The sequence below is a fragment of the Allobosea sp. LjRoot90 genome, assembly GCF_964254315.1.
Lineage (GTDB): Bacteria > Pseudomonadota > Alphaproteobacteria > Rhizobiales > Beijerinckiaceae > Allobosea.
The window spans coordinates 32852-55795 of sequence record NZ_CAXUTF020000010.1; the positions used below are offsets into that span (position 1 = coordinate 32852).

A 22944-nucleotide genomic window follows, 5' to 3' on the forward strand; every position below is an offset into this window, starting at 1 on the left:
GCTTTCGGGGGTCCCTTCATGAACAACCCTGCCCTGACCGACGCCGCCAAGCTCGTCGGTCGCATCCTGCTCGCCCTGATGTTCGTCCTCGGCGGCTGGTCCAAGATCAACGGCTATGCCGGAACGCAAGCCTATATGGGCTCCGCCGGCGTTCCCGGGATTCTGCTGCCGCTGGTGATCGCCGTCGAACTGATCGGCGGCCTGATGATCGTCGTCGGCTACAAGACCCGCCTCGCCGCGCTCGCCCTGTTCGCCTTCACCATCGCCGCGACCGTGCTGTTCCATATGAACTGGGCACAGCCGATGCAGCAATTGCTGTTCATGAAGAACCTCGCGGTCGCCGGTGGCTTCCTCGTGCTGTTCACAGCTGGCGCCGGCGCCTACTCGGTCGACAAGGACTGAAGACAGATCACAAAACGCTGAAAAAGCGCGGCCCGGTCTTGAGCCGGGCCTTTTTTGTGCGCAGGGCTGATCTACAACGCTCTCTCCTAAGCAGCGCAGCTCCCGCGCTGATTCCCCGACAAGGACGACGCCATGCGCCTGTTGAGTTTCGCCATCGCCGCGCTCGCCGTGATCGCGCTCGTGGTCGGCCAGCAAAGCGGCAGCGCCGGCGTCATCGGGCTCGGTGTGGTCGGCGTCCTCCTCGCCTTCGCGACCTTCCGTTCCACCACGATCCCGTTTTTCCTGAAGATCTTTTCCGGCATCTTCGGCACGGAGTATGTGATCTTTGGCGCAGGCGCGCTGCTGGCTCAGCTCGGACTCTGGCCCAGCGCCTGGCAGGCGGCTGCCCCGCCGACCAGCCTCGGCACGACGGTCGCCGTCTTCGGCATCCTGATCTATCTGGTCTCGTTCGTGCCGGTGGTGCAGCGTATCGCCCGCATCGCCTCGCCCTATTTTGAATCCTCCGAGCCGCAGATCGCCAATCTCGGGCCGTTCGGCCGCTATCGCATGCGGCTCGGCACCTTCGCGGTCGCGCTCGTCGTCTTCCTGATCGTGCTCAACCAGGCGCAGGTCGGCATCTCGCTGCGCATCAATTTCTTCTACCGCGATTTCAACAACGCCCTGCAGGAGAAGAACGCGCCGGTCTTCTGGGAGCAACTCGTCAACGTCTTTTGCGTCTGGGCGGCGATCTCGGTGATCAGCTATCTGATCGAGGTGGTCGCGCAATCGGTGCTGCTGATCCGCTGGCGCGAATGGATGGCAGCCGAGTACAACAAGCGCTGGCTGGGTAACGGCAACCACTACCGGATCTCGCTCGCGGGCACCGCCGACAACCCCGACCAGCGCATCTCCGAGGACACCCGCTCCTTCCTGAACCAGACCTACAGCTTCTCGCTGACGCTGATCACCCAGGTCTCGACGCTGGTTTCGTTCTCGATCGTGCTGTGGTCGATTCCCGTCGCCATCACGGTGCCCGGCACCGACATCGTCATCCCCGGCTTCATCTTCTGGGCGACGCTGATCTATGCAGCCATCGCGACCTGGGTCACCCATCTGATCGGCAAACCGCTGATCGCGCTGGAATTCGAGCAGGAGCGGCGCGAGGCGAACTTCCGCTTCGCACTCGCCCGCTTGCGCGAATATTCCGAGCAGATCGCCCTGATGCGCGGCGAGACGGCGGAGCGTCGCCATCTCGGCGAGACCTTCGGCGGCATCGTCGACAATTTCTATAACCTGCTCTGGCGCAAGCTGAAGCTGACGACCTTCACCTTGTCCTACAACCAGGCCAATGTCGTCATCCCCTACGTGCTGCTGGCGCCGTACTACTTCGCTGGCCAGATCGCCTTCGGCGTGCTGACGCAGGTTGCCTCGGCCTTCGGCCGGGTCGAGACGGCGATGTCCTTCTTCATCAACAGCTACCAGTCCATCGCCTCCTACCTCGCCTCGATCAACCGCCTGACGACCTTCGAGGCCGCGATCGCCCAGGCCGAAGCCCAGGGCGGCGAAGGTGCCGCGATCGACATCACCGACCAGCCAGGCAAGGACACCAGGGTCGACGAGCTGACGCTCACCTTGCCGAACGGCCAGCCGATCGTGAAGGCCTCCGGCCTGACCCTTCCGGCCGGGCAGTCGACGCTGGTGGTCGGCCCGTCAGGCTCGGGCAAGTCGACGCTGTTCCGGGCGCTGGCCGGAATCTGGCCGTTCGGCCAAGGCAAGGTCGCGACGCCGGAAAATACGCGCATGCTGCTGCTGCCGCAGCGGCCCTATCTGCCGCAGGGCAGCTTGCGGGCGGCGCTGGCCTATCCGGCCGAGCAGGACGCCTTCAGCGACGACGACATCCGCGCCGCGATGGAAAAGGTCAAGCTCGGCCATCTCACCGACCGGCTCGACGAGGTCGATCTCTGGGGCCAGCGCCTCTCTGGCGGCGAGCAGCAGCGGCTGCAGATCGCGCGAGCGCTGCTGGCCAAGCCCGACTGGCTCTTCCTCGACGAGGCGACCGCCTCGCTCGACGAGCAGCTCGAGGGCGAGATCTACGCGGTGATCCGGCGCGAGCTGCCGCAGACCAGCGTGGTCTCGATCGGCCACCGCTCGACGCTGCGCGCCATGCATGACGGGCTGGTCGCGATGGAGAAGAACGCCGATGGAACGTTCAGCCCCAAGGCGAAGGCCATGGCCGAGGCGGGCTGATCAGCGCGACTGTCCCCTCTCCCACCGATCTCGGGCAAGCCCGAGATCGGCAAAAAAGTGCCGAAGTCGGCAACAGCCGACTTCGATGCGGGAGAGGGTTAGGGTGAGGGGTCGTGCGACGCTCTATCGTCATGGTCGGGCTTGTCCCGACCATCCACGTCTTCACGTTACGGGTCGAACGCGGTGTTCAAGACGTGGATGCTCGCCACACAGGGGCGAGCATGACGAGCTGGAACAGCATCGTGGCCATTGAGCCTCCCGGCTCAAGCTGCCGGCCTACCCCGGAATGACGTGGAAATCTCGCCCGTCAAATCCCGCGGTCGAAGCGGATCTCGCCGGCACCCGTCTTGATGACGAGCCGTCCCTCGACCAGGTCCCATTTCTGGGCACTGCGCAACGCCAGCAGATAGCCACGTTCGAAATCCGAGGCGCCCTTGTCGCAGGCCATCTTGGTCACGGCGATCGGCCCGACGGCGAAGCCTTGCTGGCGCAGCGGATAGGCTGAGGCGGAGAAGGTGTTGCAGCCGGCAAAGCCCGTGCCGCGCAGATTGGAATCGACCTTCAGCGTCGCGCGGTAACCGGTGATCGGCTTGCCATTCATCTGGTTCGCGGTCCAGGACGCGTCGAACGGGAAGTTCTTCTCCTGCTGCCGCGGCGGCGGAGCGTCCTGCCCTTGCTGCGGAATCTGCGACGGCCGCTGGCGTCCTTGGGCGAGCGCGTCGCCGACCAGGACGGGGGACAGGGAGAGAGCGAGAGCGGCCACGAGGCCAAGGCGCGACTGCATATTCAACTTGTCCAGACCCCGATTGGAAAGAGCGCCAGAGCAGGATGCGAAAAAGTGGGAACCGGTTTTTCGCATCAATCCTGCTCTAACTCTCTGATGAGAGACGGATTCAGATTTCAGTTGGAAACGCAAGGCGATTCCAACTGAAATCATCCGGCTCTCGGAGAACCGACGCTTTCCACTGCACCGATCGCGGTGGCGAGCGCAAGTCTCGATCGCACCGCTTTTGGTACGACTTGCACCGAAATCGCTTCGCCCAAGCGAATTACCCGGACATTGCGTCGGGAATCCGGCGCGTCAGATCCGCGCCAGCAGCCGTTCGATCAAGGGATTGGAGCGGCGGAAGACATAATCGAGCGTCCGCACGGTGATGTCGTCGGCACCGGCCTTGCTCAATTCCTCGACCAGCGGGAACACCGCCTTGCGCGGACAATGCAGCGTGACGACGCCGGCGCTGCCGGCCGCGCCGAAGGGCAGGCGCGCGCCGAGCCGATGCGCGATCTCGCCGAGCCGCTGCGGCGAAACGGCATTGAGCACGGCACGGACCTCGCGCAGCGAACGCGCCTCCTCCTCGGCCGCGATACGCGACAGGATGGCGGCGGCGGCATCCCGCGCCTGCTTGCTCCAGGGCGCGCGCACCGAGGCGACGAGATTGGCCTCGGACGCCAGGATCACGCCGTCATCGAGCACCTTCAGCGCATTCGCAGAGAGCGTCGCGCCGGTGGTGGTGATATCGACGACGATCTCGGCGGTGCCGGCAGCCGGCGCACCTTCGGTCGCGCCCAGGCTCTCGACGATACGGTAATCGGCGAGGCCGTGATTGGCGAAGAAGCGCCGGGTCAGGTTCACGTATTTTGTGGCGACGCGCAGCTTGCGGCCGTTGCGGGCGCGCATGCTCGCCGCGACATCGTCGAGATCGGCCATGGTGCGGACGTCGATCCAGGCCTGCGGCACGGCGACGACGACATTGGCCTGGCCGAAGCCGAGCGGCGCCAGCATCACCATGCTCGCATCGGCATCGGCGACCTGCTCGCGCACCAGATCCTCGCCGGTGATGCCGAGATGGGCGGCGCCGGAGGAAAGCTGGGCGACGATCTCGGAGGCCGAGAGATAGGCGACCTCGGCACCGCCGAGCCCGGCGATCTGCCCGCGATATTCACGCTGTCCGCGCGCCTGCACGAAAGACAGGCCAGCGCGGCCGAAGAAGGCGGTGGCGTTCTCCTGGAGCCTGCCCTTGGAGGGTACGGCTAGGACCAGCGGTTGTTCGTTTGTCACTGCCCCGCTCATGCCTTGCCTCCCGCGAGGCGGTCGAGCCAGAGCGAGGCGCCCACCGCCGGCACCGGCGCCGGCGCGCCGAGGCGCTGGAGCACGCCATCATAACGGCCGCCGCCGGCGATCGGCTTCAGGTCCGGCCGGGCCGGGTCGTGCAGCTCGAAGATGAAGCCGGTGTAGTAGTCGAGATTGCGGGCGAAGCCGGCCGAGAAGGAGATGTTGGCGACGTCGACGCCGCGCGCGGCAAGGAAGCCGGTGCGCTCGTCGAAGGCGTCGAGTGCGGCGGCAAGGTCGAGCCCGGACTCGCCGGCGAGCTTGCGCCAGGCTGCGGAAGCGCCGTCGGGGTCGCCGCCGATCGCCAGCGCATGCGCGATCAGGCCGCTCGCCTCGGCATTGACCGGATTGTCGCGCTCGGCCGCCCGCGCCAGGAAGCGCTCGGCGATGTCGCCGGCCGAGCGGCCGCCGACGGTCGAGATGCCGGCGATCGAGAGCACGTCCTCGACGAAGGCGCGCGCCGCCTTTGGATCCTGGCCTTCGAGCGCCTTGAGCAGTCCGGCATGGGCGTGCTCGACCTCATTGACCGGCGGTTCGAGCGCGGCGACCGCATCGGCGCCCTTGCCTTGCGCAACCGCACGCATCAGCCGGCGGCGGGCCGCCTGCGGCACGCCGAGCCGGTCGAGCAGCCCGGTCAAGAGCGCGACATCGCCCATCAGCAGGCGCGGCCGGCTCAGGCCGAGCGACGCGGCAGATTCGACGGTGAGCGCCATGATCTCGGCATCGGCGGCGGCGAAATCGGTCCGGCCGAAGGATTCCAGGCCCGCCTGCGCGAACTCGTTGGGCTCGCCGACGCGCATGCGGAAGACCGGGCCGGCATAGGCATAGGACGCTGGCTCGGTGGCATGGGCGGCGATATGGGCCAGCGCGACAGGGATGGTGTATTCGGGCCGCAGGCACCATTCGCGCCCGTCATCGTCCTGGGTCAGGAAGATGCGGCGGCGGATGTCCTCGCCCGAGAGATCGAGGAAGGGCTCGACCGGCTGCAGGATCGCCGGTTCGGCACGCCGGTAGCCCTCGCGCTCGAACGGCGCGATCACGGTCTCGAGCTTTGAGCGCATGGCCGGCACTTGGACACCCTGTTGCGGCGCCGTCCTAGCAGGACCCGCTACGATTTTCGATGGTTTTTAGGGAATTGGGTTAGCGGGAATCGTGAAGGGCGCCGGGACCGCGACGCCTTCTTCCCTTCTCCCGGATGGGAGAAGGTGGCCCGGAGGGCCGGATGAGGGACCGCCGGTGCTTCAGCTTGCGACGGCAGGCCCTCATCCCTGCCCTTCTCCCATCCGGGAGAAGGGTTCCCCGCGCCTTAGGCGTGTCGCGCCAGCACCCTCTTCACACCCTCGACCAGCTCGCCGGCCGGCACCGAGAACTGCGCCTGCGCCTGCCGCTCCTTGTGCTCGGCGGAGTCCTTGACGTCGCGGCCCGCGGCGGCGAGCTCGGCGCCGAGGATCAGGTCCTTGATCACGACTGTGCCGGCCTCGCGCTCCGACGAGCCTTGGATCACGGCGCAGGTAGCGCCGCGGCGATCGGCATATTTCATCTGGGCGTTGAAGCCGGACGAGCCAAGATAGAGATCGGCGCGGCAGAGCGGTTTGCCGTCCTCGGCCGTCGCCTGCCGGAGCTGCGCGACGAAAGCCTGATAGCCCGGCATAAACTCCGGCGACTTGTTGTCCATCGCGGTGACGACGACGAGCGGCAATTCGTTCTTCTGATCGACGATCGGCGATTTCACCGCCTTCAGCGCCGAATAGAGCCTGGAGACGCCGATCGAGAAGCCGGTCGCCGGCACGGGCTCGGGCCGGAAGCGACCGACCAAGCCATCGTAGCGCCCGCCGCCGGCAACCGAGCCGAAGCGCACGACCTGGCCGTCCTCATTGGTGACCGGGAAGGTCAGCTCCACCTCGTAGACCGGGCCGGTATAGTATTCGAGGCCGCGGACGACGGAGGGGTCGATCTTGATCCGATCTGCCCCATAACCGCCGGCGCGAACAAGCTTCTGAATTTCATCGAGTTCGCCAAAACCCTCTTCGGTCAGCGCGTTGCGCTTAATATTGGCGCTCCACTCCCGAGCCTGCCCCGCTTCATTACCGGCAACTGCGATGCCCGGCTCATGTTGGACAACAGCTAGAATATAATCGGACTGCAAGGACTCGAGCCCCGCGCCCTTGGTGAAATCCCCGCTCTCGTCCTTGCGCCCCTCGCCGAGCAGGAGCCGCACGCCCTCCGGCCCGAACTTGTCGAGCTTGTCGATCGCCCGAAGCACCGTCAGCCGGCGGCCGGCATTCTCCTCACCGCCGAGGCCGATCGCCTCCATCACGCCGTCGAGCACCTTGCGGTTGTTGACCTTGACGACATAGTCGCCGCGCTTGATGCCGAGCTTCTCCATCGTGTCGGCGGCAAGCATGCAGATCTCGGCATCGGCGGCGACCGAGCCAGAGCCGACGATATCGGCGTCGAACTGCATGAACTGGCGGAAGCGCCCCGGGCCCGGCTTCTCGTTGCGGAAGACGTAGCCGGCGCGATAGCTGCGATAAGGCTTCGGCAGCGCATCGAAATTCTCGGCGACATAGCGGGCGAGCGGCGCCGTCAGATCATAGCGCAGCGAGAGCCACTGCTCGTCATCGTCCTGGAAGGAGAAGACGCCCTCATTCGGCCGGTCCTGGTCCGGCAGGAACTTGCCGAGCGCGTCGGTGTATTCGACGAAAGGCGTCTCGACCGGATCGAAGCCGTAGAGCGAGAAGCTCTCGCGGATCACGCCGAGCATGCGCTCGGTGGCGGCGACATCGGCCGGGCCGCGGTCGACGAAACCACGCGGCTGGCGGGCCTTCAGCTTGGCAGGGGCGGACATGGGATTTTTAAACTCGAGTTGAGATATGATCGTGTCTGGAGGCGGGTTAGCCCGCTGCGGCGCGAGGAGCAAGCGCAGTGGCCGCAATCCGGCTAGCCGCGGCCACAATCGCGCACTAGTCTCCGGCCGCGGCGCAAGGGATGGATGATGCGGGTCGGACTACGTAGCCTGCTGGCCTGCCTGTTCGCGACGTTGCTGCTCGCCGCCTGCGGGCCGAGCGAGCCGGATCAGCGCAAGGCCTTCATCGGCTTCCTGCAGACGGACATCCTGGCGCGCCAGGGTGTGCGGCTGCCGCGGCCCGATGCCGAGAAGCAGAAATCCTTCGGCGACTATGCCGGCCACTATGCCGTGATCCTGCGCTTCCACGAACGGATGAACACGACGGTGGGCAAGCCGATGCAGGAGGCGACCGCCAAGGCCGCGCCGCGCTCGATCGAGGACATCGTCGCGCGCAAGAGCGAGATCGCTGCGGTTCGCGCAGGCTTCAGCCAGATGCGCCAGGCGTTAGACGCCGCGCTCGCCGCCGCTGATAGCGAGCGCGCCGCGCTCAAGCAGCCGGAGGATCTCGCCAAGGTCTATGCGAGCGCCTACCAGAAGCTGGTGACGGAGCCTGCGGCGACAGTCCGCGAGGTCTTCCCGGTGACGGATGAGACCTTCGCCGCGATCCTGGCGTTGGCCGAACTGATCGAGGCCAACAAGGCGGCGATCCGGGTGAGCGGCTCGCAGGTCGACATACGCAACACGGCGCTGCGCAACAGGGTGCAGGCGGCGATCACCGCGATGAACACCAAGCAATCGGCGATGACCGCGGCGCAGCAGAGAGTCAGGCAGATGGTCTACGGGAATTGACGGCAGCGTCATTCTCGGGCGCAGCGAAGCGCAGACCCGAGAATCTCAGGACCAGCAGGCGCCGACTGGAGCCTCTTCCGGCCTGAGATGCTCGGGGCAAGCCCGAGCATGACGCGCATGGTCATTCCGCCGCGACGACTCCGGCCGGAACCGCCTCCCCGATCCCCGCCTTCGCCAGCCTCGCAGGCAACGGTCCGCCGGTCGCCCAATCGAGCAATTCGGCGGTGTGCAGGATCGGCGTCGTCGCGCCGCGGTCGGCGAAGCCCTTCGCGATCTGGGTGATGCAACCGATATTGCCGGTGGCGACGAGGTCCGGCTTCGTGCGCTGGATGTTGCCGACCTTGCGCTCGCGCAATTGCCCGGCGATCTCCGGCTGGAGGATGTTGTAGACGCCGGCCGAGCCGCAGCAGATGTGGCCTTCCGGCACCTCTTTCACGCGAAAGCCGGCACGCGTCAGCAGGCGCTTCGGCCCGTCCTTGAGCTGCTGGCCATGCTGCATGGAGCAGGCCGAGTGATAGGCGACGGTGAGGTCGAAGCTGCGGACTGGCGCGATCTCCAGCGTCTCGACGAATTCGGTCACGTCCTTGGCGAATGCGGAGACCTTCGCCGCCTTCGCGGCGTAGGCCTCGTCGTCGCGGAGCATGAAGCCGTAATCCTTGATCGTGGTGCCGCAGCCCGACGCCGTGATCAGGATCGCGTCCAGCCCCTCGCCTTCGACCTCGGCCATCCAGGCGTCGATATTGGCGCGGGCGAAGGCGAGCGCGTCATGCTCGCGGCCCATATGGTGGACGAGCGCGCCGCAGCAGCCTTCGCCCTTGGGCAGTACCACCTCGACGCCGTGGCGGGTGAGCAGGCGGATCGTCGCTTCGTTGATGCCGGGATCGAGCACCGGCTGGGCGCAGCCCGAGAGCATGGCGACGCGCTTGCGCCGTTCGCCTTCGGCCGGGAAGGACGCTGGTCCCTCCATCGCCGAGCGGTCGGGCAGGCTCCAGGGCGCCAGCGCCAGCATCGCCTTCAGCCGCGCGCCGATGACGGGCAGCAGGCCGAGTGCCCCGGCCAGCGGCTTGCCGAGGCGCGCCGCCAGCATGGCGAGGCGGAAGCGGCCTGGATAGGGCAGGATCGCCGAGAGAATGGCCCGCAGCGTCCGGTCGGCGACGGGCCGCTCATAGGTCTCTTCGATATAGGCGCGGGCATGGTCGACCAGGTGCATGTAGTGCACGCCTGAGGGGCAGGTCGTCATGCAGGACAGGCAGGAGAGGCAGCGGTCGACATGCTTGACCACGTCGGGGCTCGCCGGCCGGCCGCTCTCGAGCATGTCCTTGATCTGGTAGATGCGCCCGCGTGGGGAATCGAGCTCGTCGCCGAGCAAGAGATAGGTCGGGCAGGTCGCGGTGCAGAAGCCGCAATGCACGCAGGTGCGCAGGATCTTCTCGGAGACCGGCAGGCGCGGGTCGGAGGCGAGGAGTTCGGGCGTGAAATTGGTCTGCATCGCTCAGGCTCCGCCCTGCCAGGCTTTGATCCAGTCCATCGGCCAGAGCAGCATGATGACGTTGAGGGTGAGATTGTCGCGGATCAGCCAGCCGACGAACAGCTCCATCGCCAGCGCGCCCGCCACCGTGATCCAGACCGGCGCAAACCGGGCGAACAGGAAGCCCAGGGCCATGGCGAGGATGTCGCTGACCGAGTTCAGGACGCTGTCGCCGTAATAGTCGAGCGAGATCGTGGCCGTGCGGTAGTGATTGATCACCGCGTCAGTGTTCTCGGTGATCTCCCAGGCGCTTTCCAGCACGATGGCGAGCAGCAGCGCGAGGCCGACGGAGATCGGCAGGCCGGTGACGCGCCGGATCAGCCAGAACAGGCCGTAGAACAGGAAACCGTGGATGATGTGCGAGAAGGTGTACCAGTCGGCAATGTGCTGGGAGTTCTCGGAGGACATCACCGTGCCCTGCCAGAGCTTGATCGTCCCGCATTTGCAGATCGGCTCGCGGCCCATCCAGAGCAGGATCGCGGCGGCGCCGGCCGTCAGCAGCACCGCCAGCACGGCGATGGTGACGGGGCTAAGGCGACCGGGCGCCCAGTTCGCGCGCGCCGAGGGCGCGCCGGAGGAAAGCGGTTCAGCGAACGCCATCAGATCCCCGCATACATTCGGCCGGGCTCGAACACGCCCTCCGGGTCGAAGCTTTTCTTGATACCGGCCGTCACCCGCATCAGCGGCTCGGAGAGCGGCTCGAAGACGGGAACCACCGCCCGCACCGCATCGGGCGCCCGCACCAAAGTGGCATGGCCGCCGAGCGGCTTCAGCGCAGCGCGGATCGCGGCAGCACCGGCATCACCGTCCGCCGGCACGGCAAGCCAGATGAGACCGCCGCCCCAATCGTAGAACCAGTGGGCGCCCGGCACCGTGCGCGCGATCGCGGCGGTCGCTCTCGGCCCATTGGTCGGCGCGAGCGAGAGCCGCCAGACGGCCTCCTGCGTACCGGCGAAGAAGGAGGCATCGCGCACCTCGCGCCAGAGCGCCTCCGAAGCGCGGCCTTCGACCAGCCCGGGCCGGCCATGGGCCTTCAGCAGGCGGGCGAGCTCGGCGGCACGATAGCTGATCGAGGCCGAGACATTCTCCAGCCTGAGCAGGGTACGCGGCTCCTCAGCGCCTATCCCGGCCGGCAGATGCGCCGCGGCCATGGGCTCGAAGGGCGAGCCGAGCGCACCTGAGAGCAGCGCCACCGCCGCCTCGTCCGAGAGGCCCTCCCAGATCAATGTTGCGACGCGCTCCGGCCGCGGCAGGACGCGGAAGGTCACCTCGGTCAGGAAGCCGAGCGTGCCGAAGCTGCCGGCGACGAGCTTCACCAGGTCGAGACCGGTGACGTTTTTCATCACCCGTCCGCCCGACTTCACCAGCTCGCCGCGGCCATTGATCAGCTTGATGCCGATCAGTGAATCGCGGGCGGCGCCGGCATTGATCCGGCGCGGGCCGGAGATGTTACCGGCCGCGATGGCGCCAATCGTCGGCTCGCCCTCCGTCCCGAGCAGAGCGCGATGATCCATCGGCTCGAAGGGCAGCATCTGGCCGCGCGCGGCCAGCGTCTCCTCGATCAATTTCAGCGGCGTGCCGGCTTTGGCGCCGATCACCATTTCGGCCGGCTCGTAGAGCGTGATGCCGTTGAGCCCGGAGCTGGAGATGGTGCTGACGGCATTGTCCGGTCGGCCGAGGCCGGTGCGCGTGCCGCCGCCGCGAATGGCGAGCGGAACGCGCGCCTCGACGATTGAGGCGACGACGGCGCAGGCCTGCGCCTCTGTGGTGGGAGTGTGGAGCATCAAGCGGCGACCCGGCCTTCGAGCGGAAACACCTTGGCCGGATTCATCAGCCAGCGCGGATCGAACACCGCCCTCACCCGCTGCTGCTGGTGCAGGTCGGCCTCGTTGAACTGGACGGTCATCAGGTCGCGCTTCTCGATGCCGACGCCATGCTCGCCGGTCAGGCAGCCGCCGACCTCGACGCAGAGCTTGAGGATATCGTTGCCGGCATCCTCGGCCTTCTGCGCCTCGACCGGATCGTTGCAGTTGTAGAGGATCAGCGGGTGGAGATTGCCGTCGCCGGCATGGAAGACATTGGCGACACGCAGGCCATAGCCCTTGATGATCTCGTCCATGCGCTCGAGCACGAAGGGCAGTTGCCCGGTCGGGATGGTGCCGTCCATGCAGATATAGTCGGCGATGCGGCCGGTCGCGCCGAAGGCGGATTTGCGGCCCTTCCAGATCGCCGCCGTCTCCATCGCCGACTTGCTCTCCTTGACCGTGCCGACGCCATGCTCCCTGGCGATCGCGACGATGCGGGCGAGCTGGGCGTCCATCTCGGCCTCCGAACCCTCGACCTCGATGATCAGCAGCGCGCCGCAATCCATCGGGTAGCCGGCATGGGCGAACGCCTCGCAGATCTCGATCGCCGGCTTGTCCATGAACTCCATCGCCACCGGGATGATGCCGGCGCCGATGATCGCGGCGACGGCAGCGCCGGCCTCGACGCTGGTCGGGAAGCCGAACAGGACCGGGCGTGCGCCCTCGGCCTGGCGCAGGATGCGCACCGTCGCTTCGGTGACGATGCCGAGCTGCCCCTCCGAGCCGACGATCAGGCCGAGCAGATCGTAACCCGGCGCATCGAGATGGCCGCCGCCGATCTCGACGATGCTGCCGTCGAGCATGACCAGGGTGACGCCGAGCACATTGTTGGTGGTGACGCCGTATTTCAGGCAATGCGCGCCGCCGGAGTTCATGCCGATATTGCCGCCGATCGAGCAGGCGAGCTGCGAGGACGGGTCGGGCGCGTAGAAGAAGCCGTCGGCCGAGACGGCGCCGGTGACGGCGAGGTTGGTGACGCCGGCTTCAACCCTGGCGGTGCGGTTGGCGTAGTCGATCTCGAGGATGCGGTTCATCTTGGAGACGCCGATCACCACGGCGTCCTCCTGCGGGATCGCGCCGCCGGCGAGCGAGGTGCCGGCGCCGCGCGGCACCACCGGCACGCCCTGCTCGCCGCAATAGCGCAGCACGGCCGCGACCTCCTGCGTGGTCGAGGGCAGCACGACGGCGAGCGGCATGCGGCGATAGGCAGTCAGCGCATCGGTCTCATAGGGCCGCCGTTCGTCTTCCGAGGTGATCAGCGCATCGGGTGCGACCAGCCCGGCGAGGCCGGCGATGATGGCGTCGCGGCGGGCGAGGATGCCGGCATCGGGGACCGGAAAGGCGATCGCACTCATAGCAAATCCTCCACTCGCCTTCCCTCGCCTTCGGAGCCACCAGGCGCCGTCATTGCGCACACGCACCGAACGAGTCCGATGCGACTCTAGAATACTTCCACATGCGGCGCAGCGCGAGTAACGTGCATGATTATTTCCAAAACGGAAAAGATGGTGGGCGCATGGATCGGTTTGGCGACCTCGACGTCTTCGCCCATGTCGTCACGGCTAGGAGCATGTCTGCCGCCGCCCGCGAGCTCAACCTCTCACCGGCCGTCATCTCCAAGCGTATCCGCCGCCTGGAAGACCGGCTCGGCGTGCGCCTGCTCCAGCGCACCACGCGCCAGCTTTCGCTGACCGAGGCCGGCCAGGGATTCTATGAGCGGGTCGTCTCGATCCTCGGCTCGATCGAGGAAGCCGAGGCCTGGGTCGCCAGCGGCGCCGGCCAGGCGCGCGGCACCTTGCGCGTCTCGGCCCCGACCTCATTCGGGCGGATGCATGTCGCACCGCATCTGAAACCCTTCCTCGACGCCAACCCGGCGGTGAATGTCGAGCTGATCCTGAGCGATGCCTTCGTCGACATCATCGCGGAGGGATTCGATCTGGCGATACGGATCGCCGACCTGCGCGATTCCAGTCTGGTCGCGAAGCGGCTGGCGCCGAACCATCGCGTCCTCTGCGCGACACCCGGCTACCTCGCGGCCAATGGCACCCCTGAGACCATCGAGGACCTGTCGCGCCATACGCTTGTCGCTCACAATGCCGACCAGTGGCGCCTCGACGGGCCGGAAGGTCAGGTTTCGGTCCGGATCAACGGGCCGCTGCGGACCAATTCGAGCGAGGTGGTCCGCGAGGCGCTGCTCGCCGGTGTCGGCATCGCGTTGCGCTCGACCTGGGATGTCGGGCCGGAGCTGAAATCAGGAGCGCTCGTCAGGGTGCTGCCGGACTATTCGGTCGGCAAGCGCGTCGCGGTCTATGCGGTCTATCCGAGCCGCCGGCACATGGAGCAGAAGGTACGCGCCTTCGTAGATTATCTGGCGGAGTTGTATGGGGCGACGCCGTATTGGGACGAGGGGTTGGTGCTGTAGAGTTTAAAGTTGGTGTCATGCTCGGGCGAAGACCCGAGCATCTCAGGCCGGAAGAGGCCCGATCGGCGCCTTCTCGTCACGAGATTCTCGGGTCTGCGCTTCGCTCCGCCCGAGAATGACGCCCGGACATGCTCCCCTTGTGTCTCACGCGATTGCCTCTGCCTTTCCAATCGCCGATCCTCCCTCCCAACCACGGAGGACAGGCATGACATTCGGTTTCATCGAGGGTTTTCGCGTCGAGGTACTCGACCCGCGCTTCCATCGGATCGTGCCCGGCTCGGCCCGGATGGAGCGGCTCTGGACCGGGGCGCGCTGGTCGGAAGGGCCGGCCTGGTTCCCGGCGCATCAGACGCTGGTCTGGTCCGACATCCCCAACGACCGGATGCTGCGCTTCGACGCGCTCACCGGCCAGGTCGGCGTCTTCCGCCAGCCGGCGCGCAATTCGAACGGCAACACCGTCGATAGGCAGGGTCGGCTCGTGACCTGCGAGCATGGCGGGCGCCAGGTGACGCGGACCGAGCATGACGGCTCCGTCACCGTGCTGGCGAGCCACTACCAGGGCAAGCGGCTGAACTCGCCGAACGACGTCGTGGTGAAGTCGGACGGCTCGATCTGGTTCACCGACCCCGACTACGGCATCCTGACCGACTATGAGGGCGACAAGGCCGATAGCGAGATCGGGCGCTGCAATGTCTACCGCATCGATCCGCAAAGCGGTGAGGTGAGCATCGCCGCCGGTGATTTCGTCAAGCCGAACGGCCTTGCCTTCTCGCCCGATGAGAGTGCGCTCTACATCGCCGACACCGGCGCGAGCCATGATCCGCAGAACGGGCCGCGCCATATCCGCAAGGTCGCGGTGACCGGCGACGGCAAGACACTCGGCGCCTCCTCGGTCTTCGCTACCTGCACCAGCGGGCTGTTCGACGGCTTCCGCTTCGACGTCGCCGGCCGGCTCTGGAGCAGCGCCGCCGACGGCGTCCATGTCTACGACCCGGACGGCACGCTGATCGGCAAGGTGCTGGTGCCCGAGGTCGTCGCCAATCTCTGCTTCGGCGGGCCGAAGCGGAACCGGCTATTCATCTGCGGCACGACCTCACTCTATGCGCTGATGACGCACACCAACGGCGCGGACTGAGCGCTGACGAGGGTGTAAGCCGCCCAGCCGAAGGTTCCGGATGGCACGACTTTTGCCGAAGTGCCCGCACCATTCCTCACACTGGTGCGCGCAATGCTCAAACGCTTGGCGGGGTCCGCCCTCATCGCCTTTTTCCTGACCAGTCCGGCGTTGGCCGAGACGGTCGTCCGCTATGGCATCTCGATGGCGGACATACCGCTGACCTCTGGCCAGCCAGATCGCGGCGCGGGCGCCTATAAATTCACGGGCTATACGCTCTACGACCCGCTGGTCGCCTGGGAGATGGATATCGGCGACCGGCCCGGCAAGCTGGTTCCGGGGCTCTCCACGGGCTGGAGGGTCGATCCTGCCGATCCGAAGAAGTGGCTGTTCACGCTGCGCGAGGGCGTGAGGTTCCATGATGGCAGCGCCTTCGACGCCGACGCCGTGGTCTGGAATCTGGACAAGGTGCTCGACGAGAAGGCGGCGCACTACGACCGGCGCCAGGCGGCGCAGGTCAAGCCCCGCCTGCCCTCGGTCGCGAGCTGGCGCAAGGTCGATACGAAGACGGTCGAGATCACGACCAAAGCGGTCGACTCCTTTTTCCCCTACCAGATGCTCTGGTTCCTGGTGTCGAGCCCGACGCAATACGAGAAGCTCGGCCGCGACTGGGACAAGTTCGCCCGCGAGCCCTCCGGCACCGGCCCGTTCAGACTGACCAGGCTGGTGCCGCGCGAACTCGCCGAACTCAGCAAGAACGCGGATTACTGGAACAAGAACCGGCTGGCCAAGGTCGACAAGCTGGTGCTCGTGCCGATGCCGGAGGTGCTGGCGCGGACCAATGCGCTGATCGCCGGCCAGGTCGACCTGATCGAGACGCCGGCTCCCGACACTGTGCCGCAGCTCAAGCGGGCCGGCATGCGCATCGTCGAGAACGTCACGCCGCATGTCTGGAACTATCATCTCAGCGTGCTTCCCGGCTCGCCCTGGACCGATGTTCGCCTGCGCAAGGCGATGAACCTGGCGATCGACCGCAAGGGCGTGGTCGAGCTGATGAACGGCCTCGCCAAGCCTGCCGTCGGCCAGGTCGATCCGGCGAGCCCGTGGTTCGGCAAGCCCGGCTTCGAAATCAGGTACGATCCGGAAGCTGCGAAGAAGCTGCTGGCGGAGGCCGGCTATTCGCCCGCCAAACCGCTGAAGGCGACCTTTGTGATCGCGCAGGGCGGCACCGGCCAGATGCTGTCGCTGCCAATGAACGAGTTCATCCAGCAGAACCTGAAAGAGGTCGGTATCGAGATCGACTTCAAGGTGGTCGAGCTCGAACTGCTCTACACCCACTGGCGCAAGGGCGCGAAGGACGAGATCAACGCCGGCATCAGCTCCAACAACATCGCCTATGTCACCTCTGATCCGCTCTATGCGATCATCCGGTTCTTCCACTCGAACCAGGCCGCTCCGGTCGGCGTGAACTGGGGCGTCTACGCAAGCCCCGCGGTCGACGGGCTTCTCGACGAGGCTATGAAGACCTTCGACGTCGCCCGGCAGGACGAGCTGCTGGCCAAGGCGCATGCGCAGATCGTCGACGACGCGGTTCTGGTGTGGGTGGTGCACGACACCAACCCGCATGTGCTTTCGCCGAAGATCAAAAAGTTCGTGCTGGCCCAGCACTGGTTCCAGGACCTGACCACGATCGGCCTGGACTGATCCTAGCCCCGGGGCCGGCCATGGCAGGCCCCGGGACTGTTACTGCGGCGCGGGCGGCTTTTCGGACTTCAGCCGCCCGACGAGAAAGGGCATGGCGAACCCGAGCAGCATGAAGCGCACCAGATGGTGCGCGCCGACATAGAGCGGGTCGAGCCCCATGGCGAAGGCGAGCATCGCCATGGCCTCGAGCCCGCCCGGCGCGAAGGCCGCCATGGCGCTGGCATAAGGCACGCCGGCGAGCCAGGCCGCCGGCCAGGCAAAGGCGAAGGCGACGACCATCGAGACGACGAAGCCGCCGATCGCGAGCGGGAAAAGCGCGGCGATCTCGTTGCGCTTCAGGTTCGAGACGCGTCCGCCCATGGCGGCGCCGAGCATGACCATCACCGCGATCGCGATCTCCGGCGGCATGGTGCCGTGGACGAGGCCGGTGCCGTGCAGTACGGCGCTCGCCAGGGTCGCGCCGAGGATGAAGGGGGCCGTGACGCCGATCTTCTCGAAGATCAGCCCGGTGACCAGCCCGCTGCCGAGCAGCAGCGCCATGTCGCTGACGCTCGCGATCACAACTGGCGGCGGCAAGGCGAGCGGGCCGTCGCTGCTCAGCTTCATGATGCTGGGCAGGACCGCGACCAGGACGAGGATACGGAAGAGCTGGATCGCGGCGATGCGGCCGATATTGGCGCCCTTGTCCTGCGCCACCGAGATCACGGCCGAGAGCGCCCCGGGCGCGGCCGCCAGCAACGAGTCGATCCAGCTCCAGCGCGCGACGAAGCGCAGATAGGCGCCGGTCGCCAGCATGATCGCGACGAGGCCGACGACGAGCACGAGCAGCGAACCGGGATAGCGCGCCGTCGCGGCGAGCGCCTCGGGCGTCGCGGCCGAGCCGATCAGCGCGCCGGACATCACCATGGTCGAATCGAACCAGGGGCGGCGCAGATCGGGCAGCGGCCGGGTGATACCGAGAATGGAGACGAGCAGCATCGAGCCCGAGAGCCAGGCCGCCGGGACATCGAGCAAGGCGAAGATCGTGCCGCCGATCGCCGCGCAAGCGATCACCGCCGCTTCACGCGACAAGGTGCGCAGATGGTAGGGGACGTAGCTCGGGACAGGCATGATGCTCGCGATGCGCCGTCGGGGCGCAGCGCCGCATCAATGACGGCCGCCAGTCCTCAGGTCAAACGCCGGGAGCGCAAGCGGGGCATGACCGCAGGCGATGTCAGCCGGCCAGGGCCTTCTGCAGCCGCGCCACCGTCTCGACGAGATCCGAAGCCTTGCGGGCAAAGCAGAGCCGAAGGCCCATCTCGCCGCCCGGGCCGAAGGCGGTTCCGGGCGCCAGGCCGACATTGGCCGTGTCGACCAGTTCGAGCGCCAGCGCGCGCGAATCGGTGCGGCCGTCGACGGCGAAGAACTGGTAGAAGGCGCCGTCCGGGGCCTGCAGCGTCACGCGGTTCGTCGCCTTCAGCCCCTCGGCGATGATGCGGCGGCCTTCGGTGGCGCGCGCGATCTGCTCGGCGACGAAGGGCTCGCCCTCCTCCAGTGCCGCGATCGCCGCGCGCTGGACGAAGACCGGCGAGCCGGAGGTCGAGTACTGGATCAGGTTCTCGACGATCTGGCCGAAGGCCGGCGGCACCTCGATCCAGCCGACGCGCCAGCCGGTCATCGCCCAGTTCTTCGAGAAGGTCTGCACGAAGAGGACGCGGTCCTCCTGCTCCATCACGTCGTGGAAGGAGGCGGCGCGGGCTGAGCCGTCATAGACGAAGCGGGCATAGATCTCGTCGGCGATGATCCAGATGCCGTATTTGCGGGCGATGGCGAGGATCGCAGCGAGCTCATCGCGCGTCGCGGTCCAGCCGGTCGGGTTGGCCGGCGAGTTGATGACGAAGGCGCGGGTGCGCGGCGAGATCGCCGCTTCCAGCTTCTCAAGGTCGAGCGTGAAGCGCCCATCCTTGAACTCCATCGGCACGCAGACCGGATTGGCGCCGGCGATGCCCATGGCGGCGGCGAAATTCGGCCAGGCCGGGGTCGGGATGATCAGCTCGTCGCCGATGCCGGCGATCAGCCGGACCGCGATCTGAACGGACTGCATGCCGGAGCCGGTGACGTAGAAGCGGTCCATGGCGAAGGGGCGGCCATAGAGCGCGGTGTGATAGCGCGCCAGCGCCTCGCGCAGCTCCGGAATACCGCGCTGCCAAGTGTAGAAGGTCTCGCCATCGGCCAGCGACTTGTTGGCGGCGCGGACGATGAACTCGGGCGTCGCGAGATCACCTTCGCCGACCCAGAGCGGAATCAGCCCGGGCTTGAGCCGGCCGTGGTTGACGACCTCGACGATGCCGCTCTCGGGCGCATTGCGCGCCTCGGGGCGCAAATCGGCGATCAGGCTGGTGCCGGCCGGTGCGTGCATGTTCATAGGCGATCCTTCGGGCGATCTGTCGCAAGAAACATGCAAGCCAATCTAACGCAGATCGCGCCGCGGCGGCATGAATTGACGAGATCGACCCGATCGGTCGCGGTGATGGATCGCAGGGCGCGCAGCTTTCGGCGCGCCCTGCGAAAGCCGTCAGGCCTTCTGCTTCAGCAGGTCGCGGATCTCGCCGAGCAGGACGACATCCTGCGCCGGGGCCGGCGGCTCAGCCGGAGCAGCAGCAGCGGCCTCCTTGCGCTTCAGCCGGTTGATCGCCTTGACGACCATGAACAGCACGAAGGCGATGATCATGAAGTTGACCGCGATGGTGAGGAAGCTGCCATAGGCGAGCACGGCGCCCTGCTTCTTCGCATCGACGAGGACCGGCGAGGTGACAGCGCTGTTGAGGCCAATGAAGTAATTGGAGAAGTCGACGCTGCCGATCGCGCCGATCATCGGCATGATGATGTCACCGACCAGCGATTCGACGATCTTGCCGAAAGCCGCGCCGATGATCACGCCGATGGCGAGATCGACGACATTGCCCTTCAGGGCAAATTCCTTGAATTCCTTGAACATAGCGCGCCTTTCCGAATGCCTGGCCAGTCTTCGGCATCACGCTACGCAATGCCGCCCCCGTATGCAGGCTAGAACATCGCAGGTGGCGGGGGAAACCGTTTTCCCAGCACTTTTCTCGACCTTTCACCGGTAAAACGCCGGTTTCAGGCTCCGATCATCCAGAATGCGAAGTCGAGATGACGACGAACGCCGCGGCAGAGATTCCACTCACTGCCGCAGCGCCGCCTTCGGTCAGTGGCCGATCCTGCCGGGCGCCAGAGGCTTGAAGCGGAAGATGTAATAGGGCGCCTTGTTCAAACCCTTGCCGTCGTTGAACAGCGCGGCCTGCGCGAGCTGCGCGGCCGAGACATACATGAAACCATCGGGCGAATAGCTGACGCCGTCGGGCCAATGCATCGCCTCGTTGATGGCGAAGCGCCGATACTGCCGGCCCTCGGCGGGAATGACGCCGACCGCCTTCGCCTCCACCTCGGTCAGGTAGAGATTGCCCTTGGCGTCGAGCGAGAAGCCGCCATTGTTCGGCTTGGCGGCATAGAGCTCGACCTTTCCGCCGAGCTCGGCATCGCTCAGCTTCTCGTCGATCAGATCGGCGATGTGTAGGCGGTAGACGCTCGTGCCGCTGAGCGGCGCGTAATAGAGCCAGCGGAATTCCTTGTCCGCCGCGATGCCGTCGGCGCCGACCTTGATCACGACGGGTTTGCCGTCCCTGCCGGGCACGGTCAGGTCCTTGCCTTCGACCGTGATCGGCCGGTTTTCCGGCAAGGTGCTGGCATGGCCCTGGAGCACGCGGCGCGCCACGCCGGTGTCCATGTCGACCACGACCAATGCCGCCTTGCTGCCATCACCGCCCGGCCCGATGCCTTCGTCGGCGATGTAGAACTTGCGGTTCTTCAGGTCGACGACGAAGTCGTTGTGCTGCGATTCCGGCAGGGAGGCCGGCGCCGGGATATAGTAGATGCGGTGCAGCCGGTTGCGCTTGGCGTCCCAGCCGACGAGCTTCGGCGTCAGGGGCGTGCGCTGCCCCATGTCCATCAGCCAGATGATGCCGTTCTCGTCGCCACGCAGGCCGAGCACGCTGTCGAGATAGCGGTCCGTGCCCGGCCGCGGCGTGCTCCAGCTCGCATCCGGGAACGGCTTGAACGACTTGCGGTCCGGGTTGAGCTCGGCGACGCGGATGTCCGGCGCGAAGAACGGATGATGGCTGAAGATCACGCGCCTGTCGGGCGTGAAGGTGATGTTGCCGACCGCTTGCGGCAGTTCGGCGAAGATTTCGGCCTTGACCGGCTGCGCGGATTGCTGAGCTCGCGCGGCTTGAGACGCCGCGAGAAGGCCGGCTGCGATCGCGATTTTCAGAACTGTACGCATGGTTTCCCTCCCCTTTCAGAAGCCTTCGAGAACGATCTTGCCCTTGGCCTTGCCGCTTTCGAGCAAGGCGTGGGCGCGCTTGAGATTGGCGGCATCGATCCTGCCGAAATGCTCGCCGAGCGTGGTCTTGAGCTTGCCGGCGTCGACCATGGCGCTGACCTCGTTCAGCAGATCATGCTGCGCGATCATGTCGTCGGTGCCGAACAGCGAGCGCGTGAACATCAGCTCCCAATGCAGCGAGACGCTCTTGCGCTTCAGCTTCATCACGTCGATCGGCTCGGGATCGTCGATCAGGCCGAAGCGGCCCTGCGGCGCGATCAATTCGACGATCTCGTCGAAATGCCGATCGGTCTGGGTGGTCGAGAAGACGAAAGCCGGCGCACCGATCCCGAGCGCGGCGACCTGAGCGGCCAGCGGCCTGGTGTGGTCGACGACATGGTCGGCGCCGAGTTCCCTGACCCAGGCCTGCGTTTCCGGACGCGAGGCAGTCGCGATCACCGTGCCGTCGCTAAGCTGTTTGGCGAGCTGGATCGCGATCGAACCGACGCCGCCAGCACCGCCGATGATGAGGAGCGCGTTCGCCGCCCCCGGAACCGGCTTGCGGATATCGAGCCGGTCGAACAGTGCCTCCCAGGCAGTGATCGCCGTCAAAGGCATTGCCGCCGCCTCTGCGACCGAGAGCGAAGCCGGCCGGCGTCCGACGATGCGCTCGTCGACCAGATGATATTCGGCATTCGTGCCTGAGCGGCCGATCGCGCCGGCGTAGAAGACCTCGTCGCCTGGCTTGAACAATGTGGCGTCGGGGCCGACCGCCTCGACGGTTCCCGCGGCATCCCAGCCGAGAATCTTCACGCCGCCAGCCTCCGGCTGCGAGCGCAGGCGGATCTTGGTGTCGACCGGGTTGACCGAGACCGCCTCGACCCTGACCAGAAGATCGCGGCCGGCCGCGACCGGTTTCTCGAGCGTGAGATCGAGCAGCGCCTCGGGATGCCCGATCGGATGGGATGCGCGGTAGCCAACGGCCTTCATCGGATAATCTCCTGTTGAAGGCCAAGAAATACGGTTATGCTCCTAGGCTGCAATACGCACAAAACGGACCAGTAGTATCAAAATGGATACTGTCGGATGCTGAAGACGAAGAAGCGCTATGACTGCGCTGCCGGCTGCCCGGTCGAAGTGACGCTCGATCTGATCGACGGCAAGTGGAAGGGCGTGATCGTCTACCATCTGCTCTCCGGCACGCTGCGCTTCAACGAGATCCGCCGGAAGCTGCCGAGCGCGACGCAGCGCATGCTCACCCGGCAATTGCGCGAGCTCGAGGAGTGCGGGCTCGTCACCCGCACGGTCTATGCGCAGGTCCCGCCGCGGGTGGACTACGCCCTGACGCAGGAAGGCCGCTCGCTCGAGGAGATCGTCCGCGCCATGCATGCGTGGGGGCAGCAGCGGCTGGAGCGGCTGGCACAGGTCCCGGCAGCAGCCTGAAACCGGCCTAAAGACCGATGGCGGCAATGGCGCAGCGGCGATAGGTTTGCCG

Annotated in this window: 20 protein-coding genes; 7 read left to right on the plus strand and 13 right to left on the minus strand. The window is 66.5% G+C overall.

Translation table 11 applies throughout. The features are described from left to right. Window positions 1–18 precede the first annotated feature (18 nt). Entirely contained in the window at window positions 19–402 is a 384-nt protein-coding gene (locus ACSQ3M_RS25895; protein WP_436152954.1) for a DoxX family protein, read from the plus strand. Between the two features lie 132 nt (window positions 403–534). Beyond that, complete coding sequence (locus ACSQ3M_RS25900; RefSeq protein ID WP_436152955.1) at window positions 535–2628, plus strand: ABC transporter ATP-binding protein/permease; 2094 nt, start codon at window positions 535–537, stop codon at window positions 2626–2628. A 307-nt stretch (window positions 2629–2935) separates the two neighbouring features. On the opposite strand, the gene ACSQ3M_RS25905 is transcribed toward ACSQ3M_RS25900, so the two are convergent. The 4 genes from ACSQ3M_RS25905 to hisS form a co-directional block, all read right to left on the minus strand. After that, window positions 2936–3412, minus strand: a complete 477-nt coding sequence (locus ACSQ3M_RS25905) for an META domain-containing protein (RefSeq protein ID WP_436152956.1) — start codon at window positions 3410–3412, stop codon at window positions 2936–2938. Window positions 3413–3709: 297 nt separating this feature from the next. Then, a complete protein-coding gene (hisG, locus tag ACSQ3M_RS25910) occupies window positions 3710–4699 on the minus strand; it encodes an ATP phosphoribosyltransferase (RefSeq protein ID WP_436152957.1) in 990 nt (329 codons plus the stop codon). Beyond that, window positions 4696–5799: an ATP phosphoribosyltransferase regulatory subunit gene (locus ACSQ3M_RS25915; RefSeq protein ID WP_436152958.1), complete on the minus strand. Its 1104-nt coding sequence runs from the start codon at window positions 5797–5799 to the stop codon at window positions 4696–4698. Before ACSQ3M_RS25915 ends, hisG begins: the two co-directional genes overlap by 4 nt. A gap of 245 nt (window positions 5800–6044) precedes the next feature. After that, complete coding sequence (gene hisS, locus ACSQ3M_RS25920; protein WP_436152959.1) at window positions 6045–7586, minus strand: histidine--tRNA ligase; 1542 nt, start codon at window positions 7584–7586, stop codon at window positions 6045–6047. A gap of 147 nt (window positions 7587–7733) precedes the next feature. Here hisS and ACSQ3M_RS25925 point away from each other — a divergent pair, with 147 nt between their 5' ends. Continuing rightward, window positions 7734–8435, plus strand: a complete 702-nt coding sequence (locus ACSQ3M_RS25925) for a DUF3053 family protein (RefSeq protein ID WP_436152960.1) — start codon at window positions 7734–7736, stop codon at window positions 8433–8435. Between the two features lie 121 nt (window positions 8436–8556). Here ACSQ3M_RS25925 and glcF read toward each other — a convergent pair whose 3' ends face one another. From glcF to ACSQ3M_RS25945, 4 genes are read right to left on the minus strand one after another with little or no spacing between them, the layout of a single operon-like run. Then, window positions 8557–9924, minus strand: a complete 1368-nt coding sequence (glcF, locus tag ACSQ3M_RS25930; RefSeq protein ID WP_436152961.1) for a glycolate oxidase subunit GlcF — start codon at window positions 9922–9924, stop codon at window positions 8557–8559. A 3-nt stretch (window positions 9925–9927) separates the two neighbouring features. Beyond that, a complete protein-coding gene (locus tag ACSQ3M_RS25935) occupies window positions 9928–10563 on the minus strand; it encodes a DUF2585 domain-containing protein (RefSeq protein WP_436152962.1) in 636 nt (211 codons plus the stop codon). Next, complete coding sequence (locus ACSQ3M_RS25940) at window positions 10563–11750, minus strand: FAD-binding protein (protein ID WP_436152963.1); 1188 nt, start codon at window positions 11748–11750, stop codon at window positions 10563–10565. The genes ACSQ3M_RS25935 and ACSQ3M_RS25940 overlap by 1 nt, the downstream gene beginning before the upstream one ends. Next, window positions 11747–13183 (minus strand): FAD-binding oxidoreductase, encoded by a 1437-nt coding sequence (locus ACSQ3M_RS25945; RefSeq protein WP_436152964.1) that lies wholly within the window; start codon window positions 13181–13183, stop codon window positions 11747–11749. The genes ACSQ3M_RS25940 and ACSQ3M_RS25945 overlap by 4 nt, the downstream gene beginning before the upstream one ends. A gap of 161 nt (window positions 13184–13344) precedes the next feature. Here ACSQ3M_RS25945 and ACSQ3M_RS25950 point away from each other — a divergent pair, with 161 nt between their 5' ends. From ACSQ3M_RS25950 to ACSQ3M_RS25960, 3 genes are all read left to right on the plus strand, one after another. After that, window positions 13345–14250, plus strand: coding sequence for a LysR family transcriptional regulator (locus tag ACSQ3M_RS25950; RefSeq protein ID WP_436152965.1), 906 nt, complete (start codon window positions 13345–13347; stop codon window positions 14248–14250). 205 nt (window positions 14251–14455) lie between these two features. Beyond that, complete coding sequence (locus ACSQ3M_RS25955; protein ID WP_436152966.1) at window positions 14456–15385, plus strand: SMP-30/gluconolactonase/LRE family protein; 930 nt, start codon at window positions 14456–14458, stop codon at window positions 15383–15385. A gap of 93 nt (window positions 15386–15478) precedes the next feature. Continuing rightward, complete coding sequence (locus ACSQ3M_RS25960; protein ID WP_436152967.1) at window positions 15479–17068, plus strand: ABC transporter substrate-binding protein; 1590 nt, start codon at window positions 15479–15481, stop codon at window positions 17066–17068. A gap of 39 nt (window positions 17069–17107) precedes the next feature. On the opposite strand, the gene ACSQ3M_RS25965 is transcribed toward ACSQ3M_RS25960, so the two are convergent. From ACSQ3M_RS25965 to ACSQ3M_RS25985, 5 genes are all read right to left on the minus strand, one after another. Beyond that, window positions 17108–18178, minus strand: coding sequence for an AbrB family transcriptional regulator (locus ACSQ3M_RS25965; RefSeq protein WP_436152968.1), 1071 nt, complete (start codon window positions 18176–18178; stop codon window positions 17108–17110). Between the two features lie 103 nt (window positions 18179–18281). Then, the gene (locus ACSQ3M_RS25970; protein ID WP_436152969.1) at window positions 18282–19472 is read right to left on the minus strand and encodes a pyridoxal phosphate-dependent aminotransferase; all 1191 of its coding nucleotides are present in this window, start codon (window positions 19470–19472) and stop codon (window positions 18282–18284) included. A 150-nt stretch (window positions 19473–19622) separates the two neighbouring features. Next, the gene (gene mscL / locus ACSQ3M_RS25975; protein ID WP_436152970.1) at window positions 19623–20045 is read right to left on the minus strand and encodes a large conductance mechanosensitive channel protein MscL; all 423 of its coding nucleotides are present in this window, start codon (window positions 20043–20045) and stop codon (window positions 19623–19625) included. Window positions 20046–20276: 231 nt separating this feature from the next. Next, window positions 20277–21410: an L-dopachrome tautomerase-related protein gene (locus ACSQ3M_RS25980; protein WP_436152971.1), complete on the minus strand. Its 1134-nt coding sequence runs from the start codon at window positions 21408–21410 to the stop codon at window positions 20277–20279. A gap of 15 nt (window positions 21411–21425) precedes the next feature. Beyond that, window positions 21426–22439: a zinc-binding alcohol dehydrogenase family protein gene (locus ACSQ3M_RS25985; RefSeq protein WP_436152972.1), complete on the minus strand. Its 1014-nt coding sequence runs from the start codon at window positions 22437–22439 to the stop codon at window positions 21426–21428. 96 nt (window positions 22440–22535) lie between these two features. On the opposite strand from ACSQ3M_RS25985, the gene ACSQ3M_RS25990 reads away from it, so the two are divergent. Further along, entirely contained in the window at window positions 22536–22892 is a 357-nt protein-coding gene (locus tag ACSQ3M_RS25990) for a winged helix-turn-helix transcriptional regulator (RefSeq protein WP_436152973.1), read from the plus strand. Window positions 22893–22944: the final 52 nt, after the last annotated feature.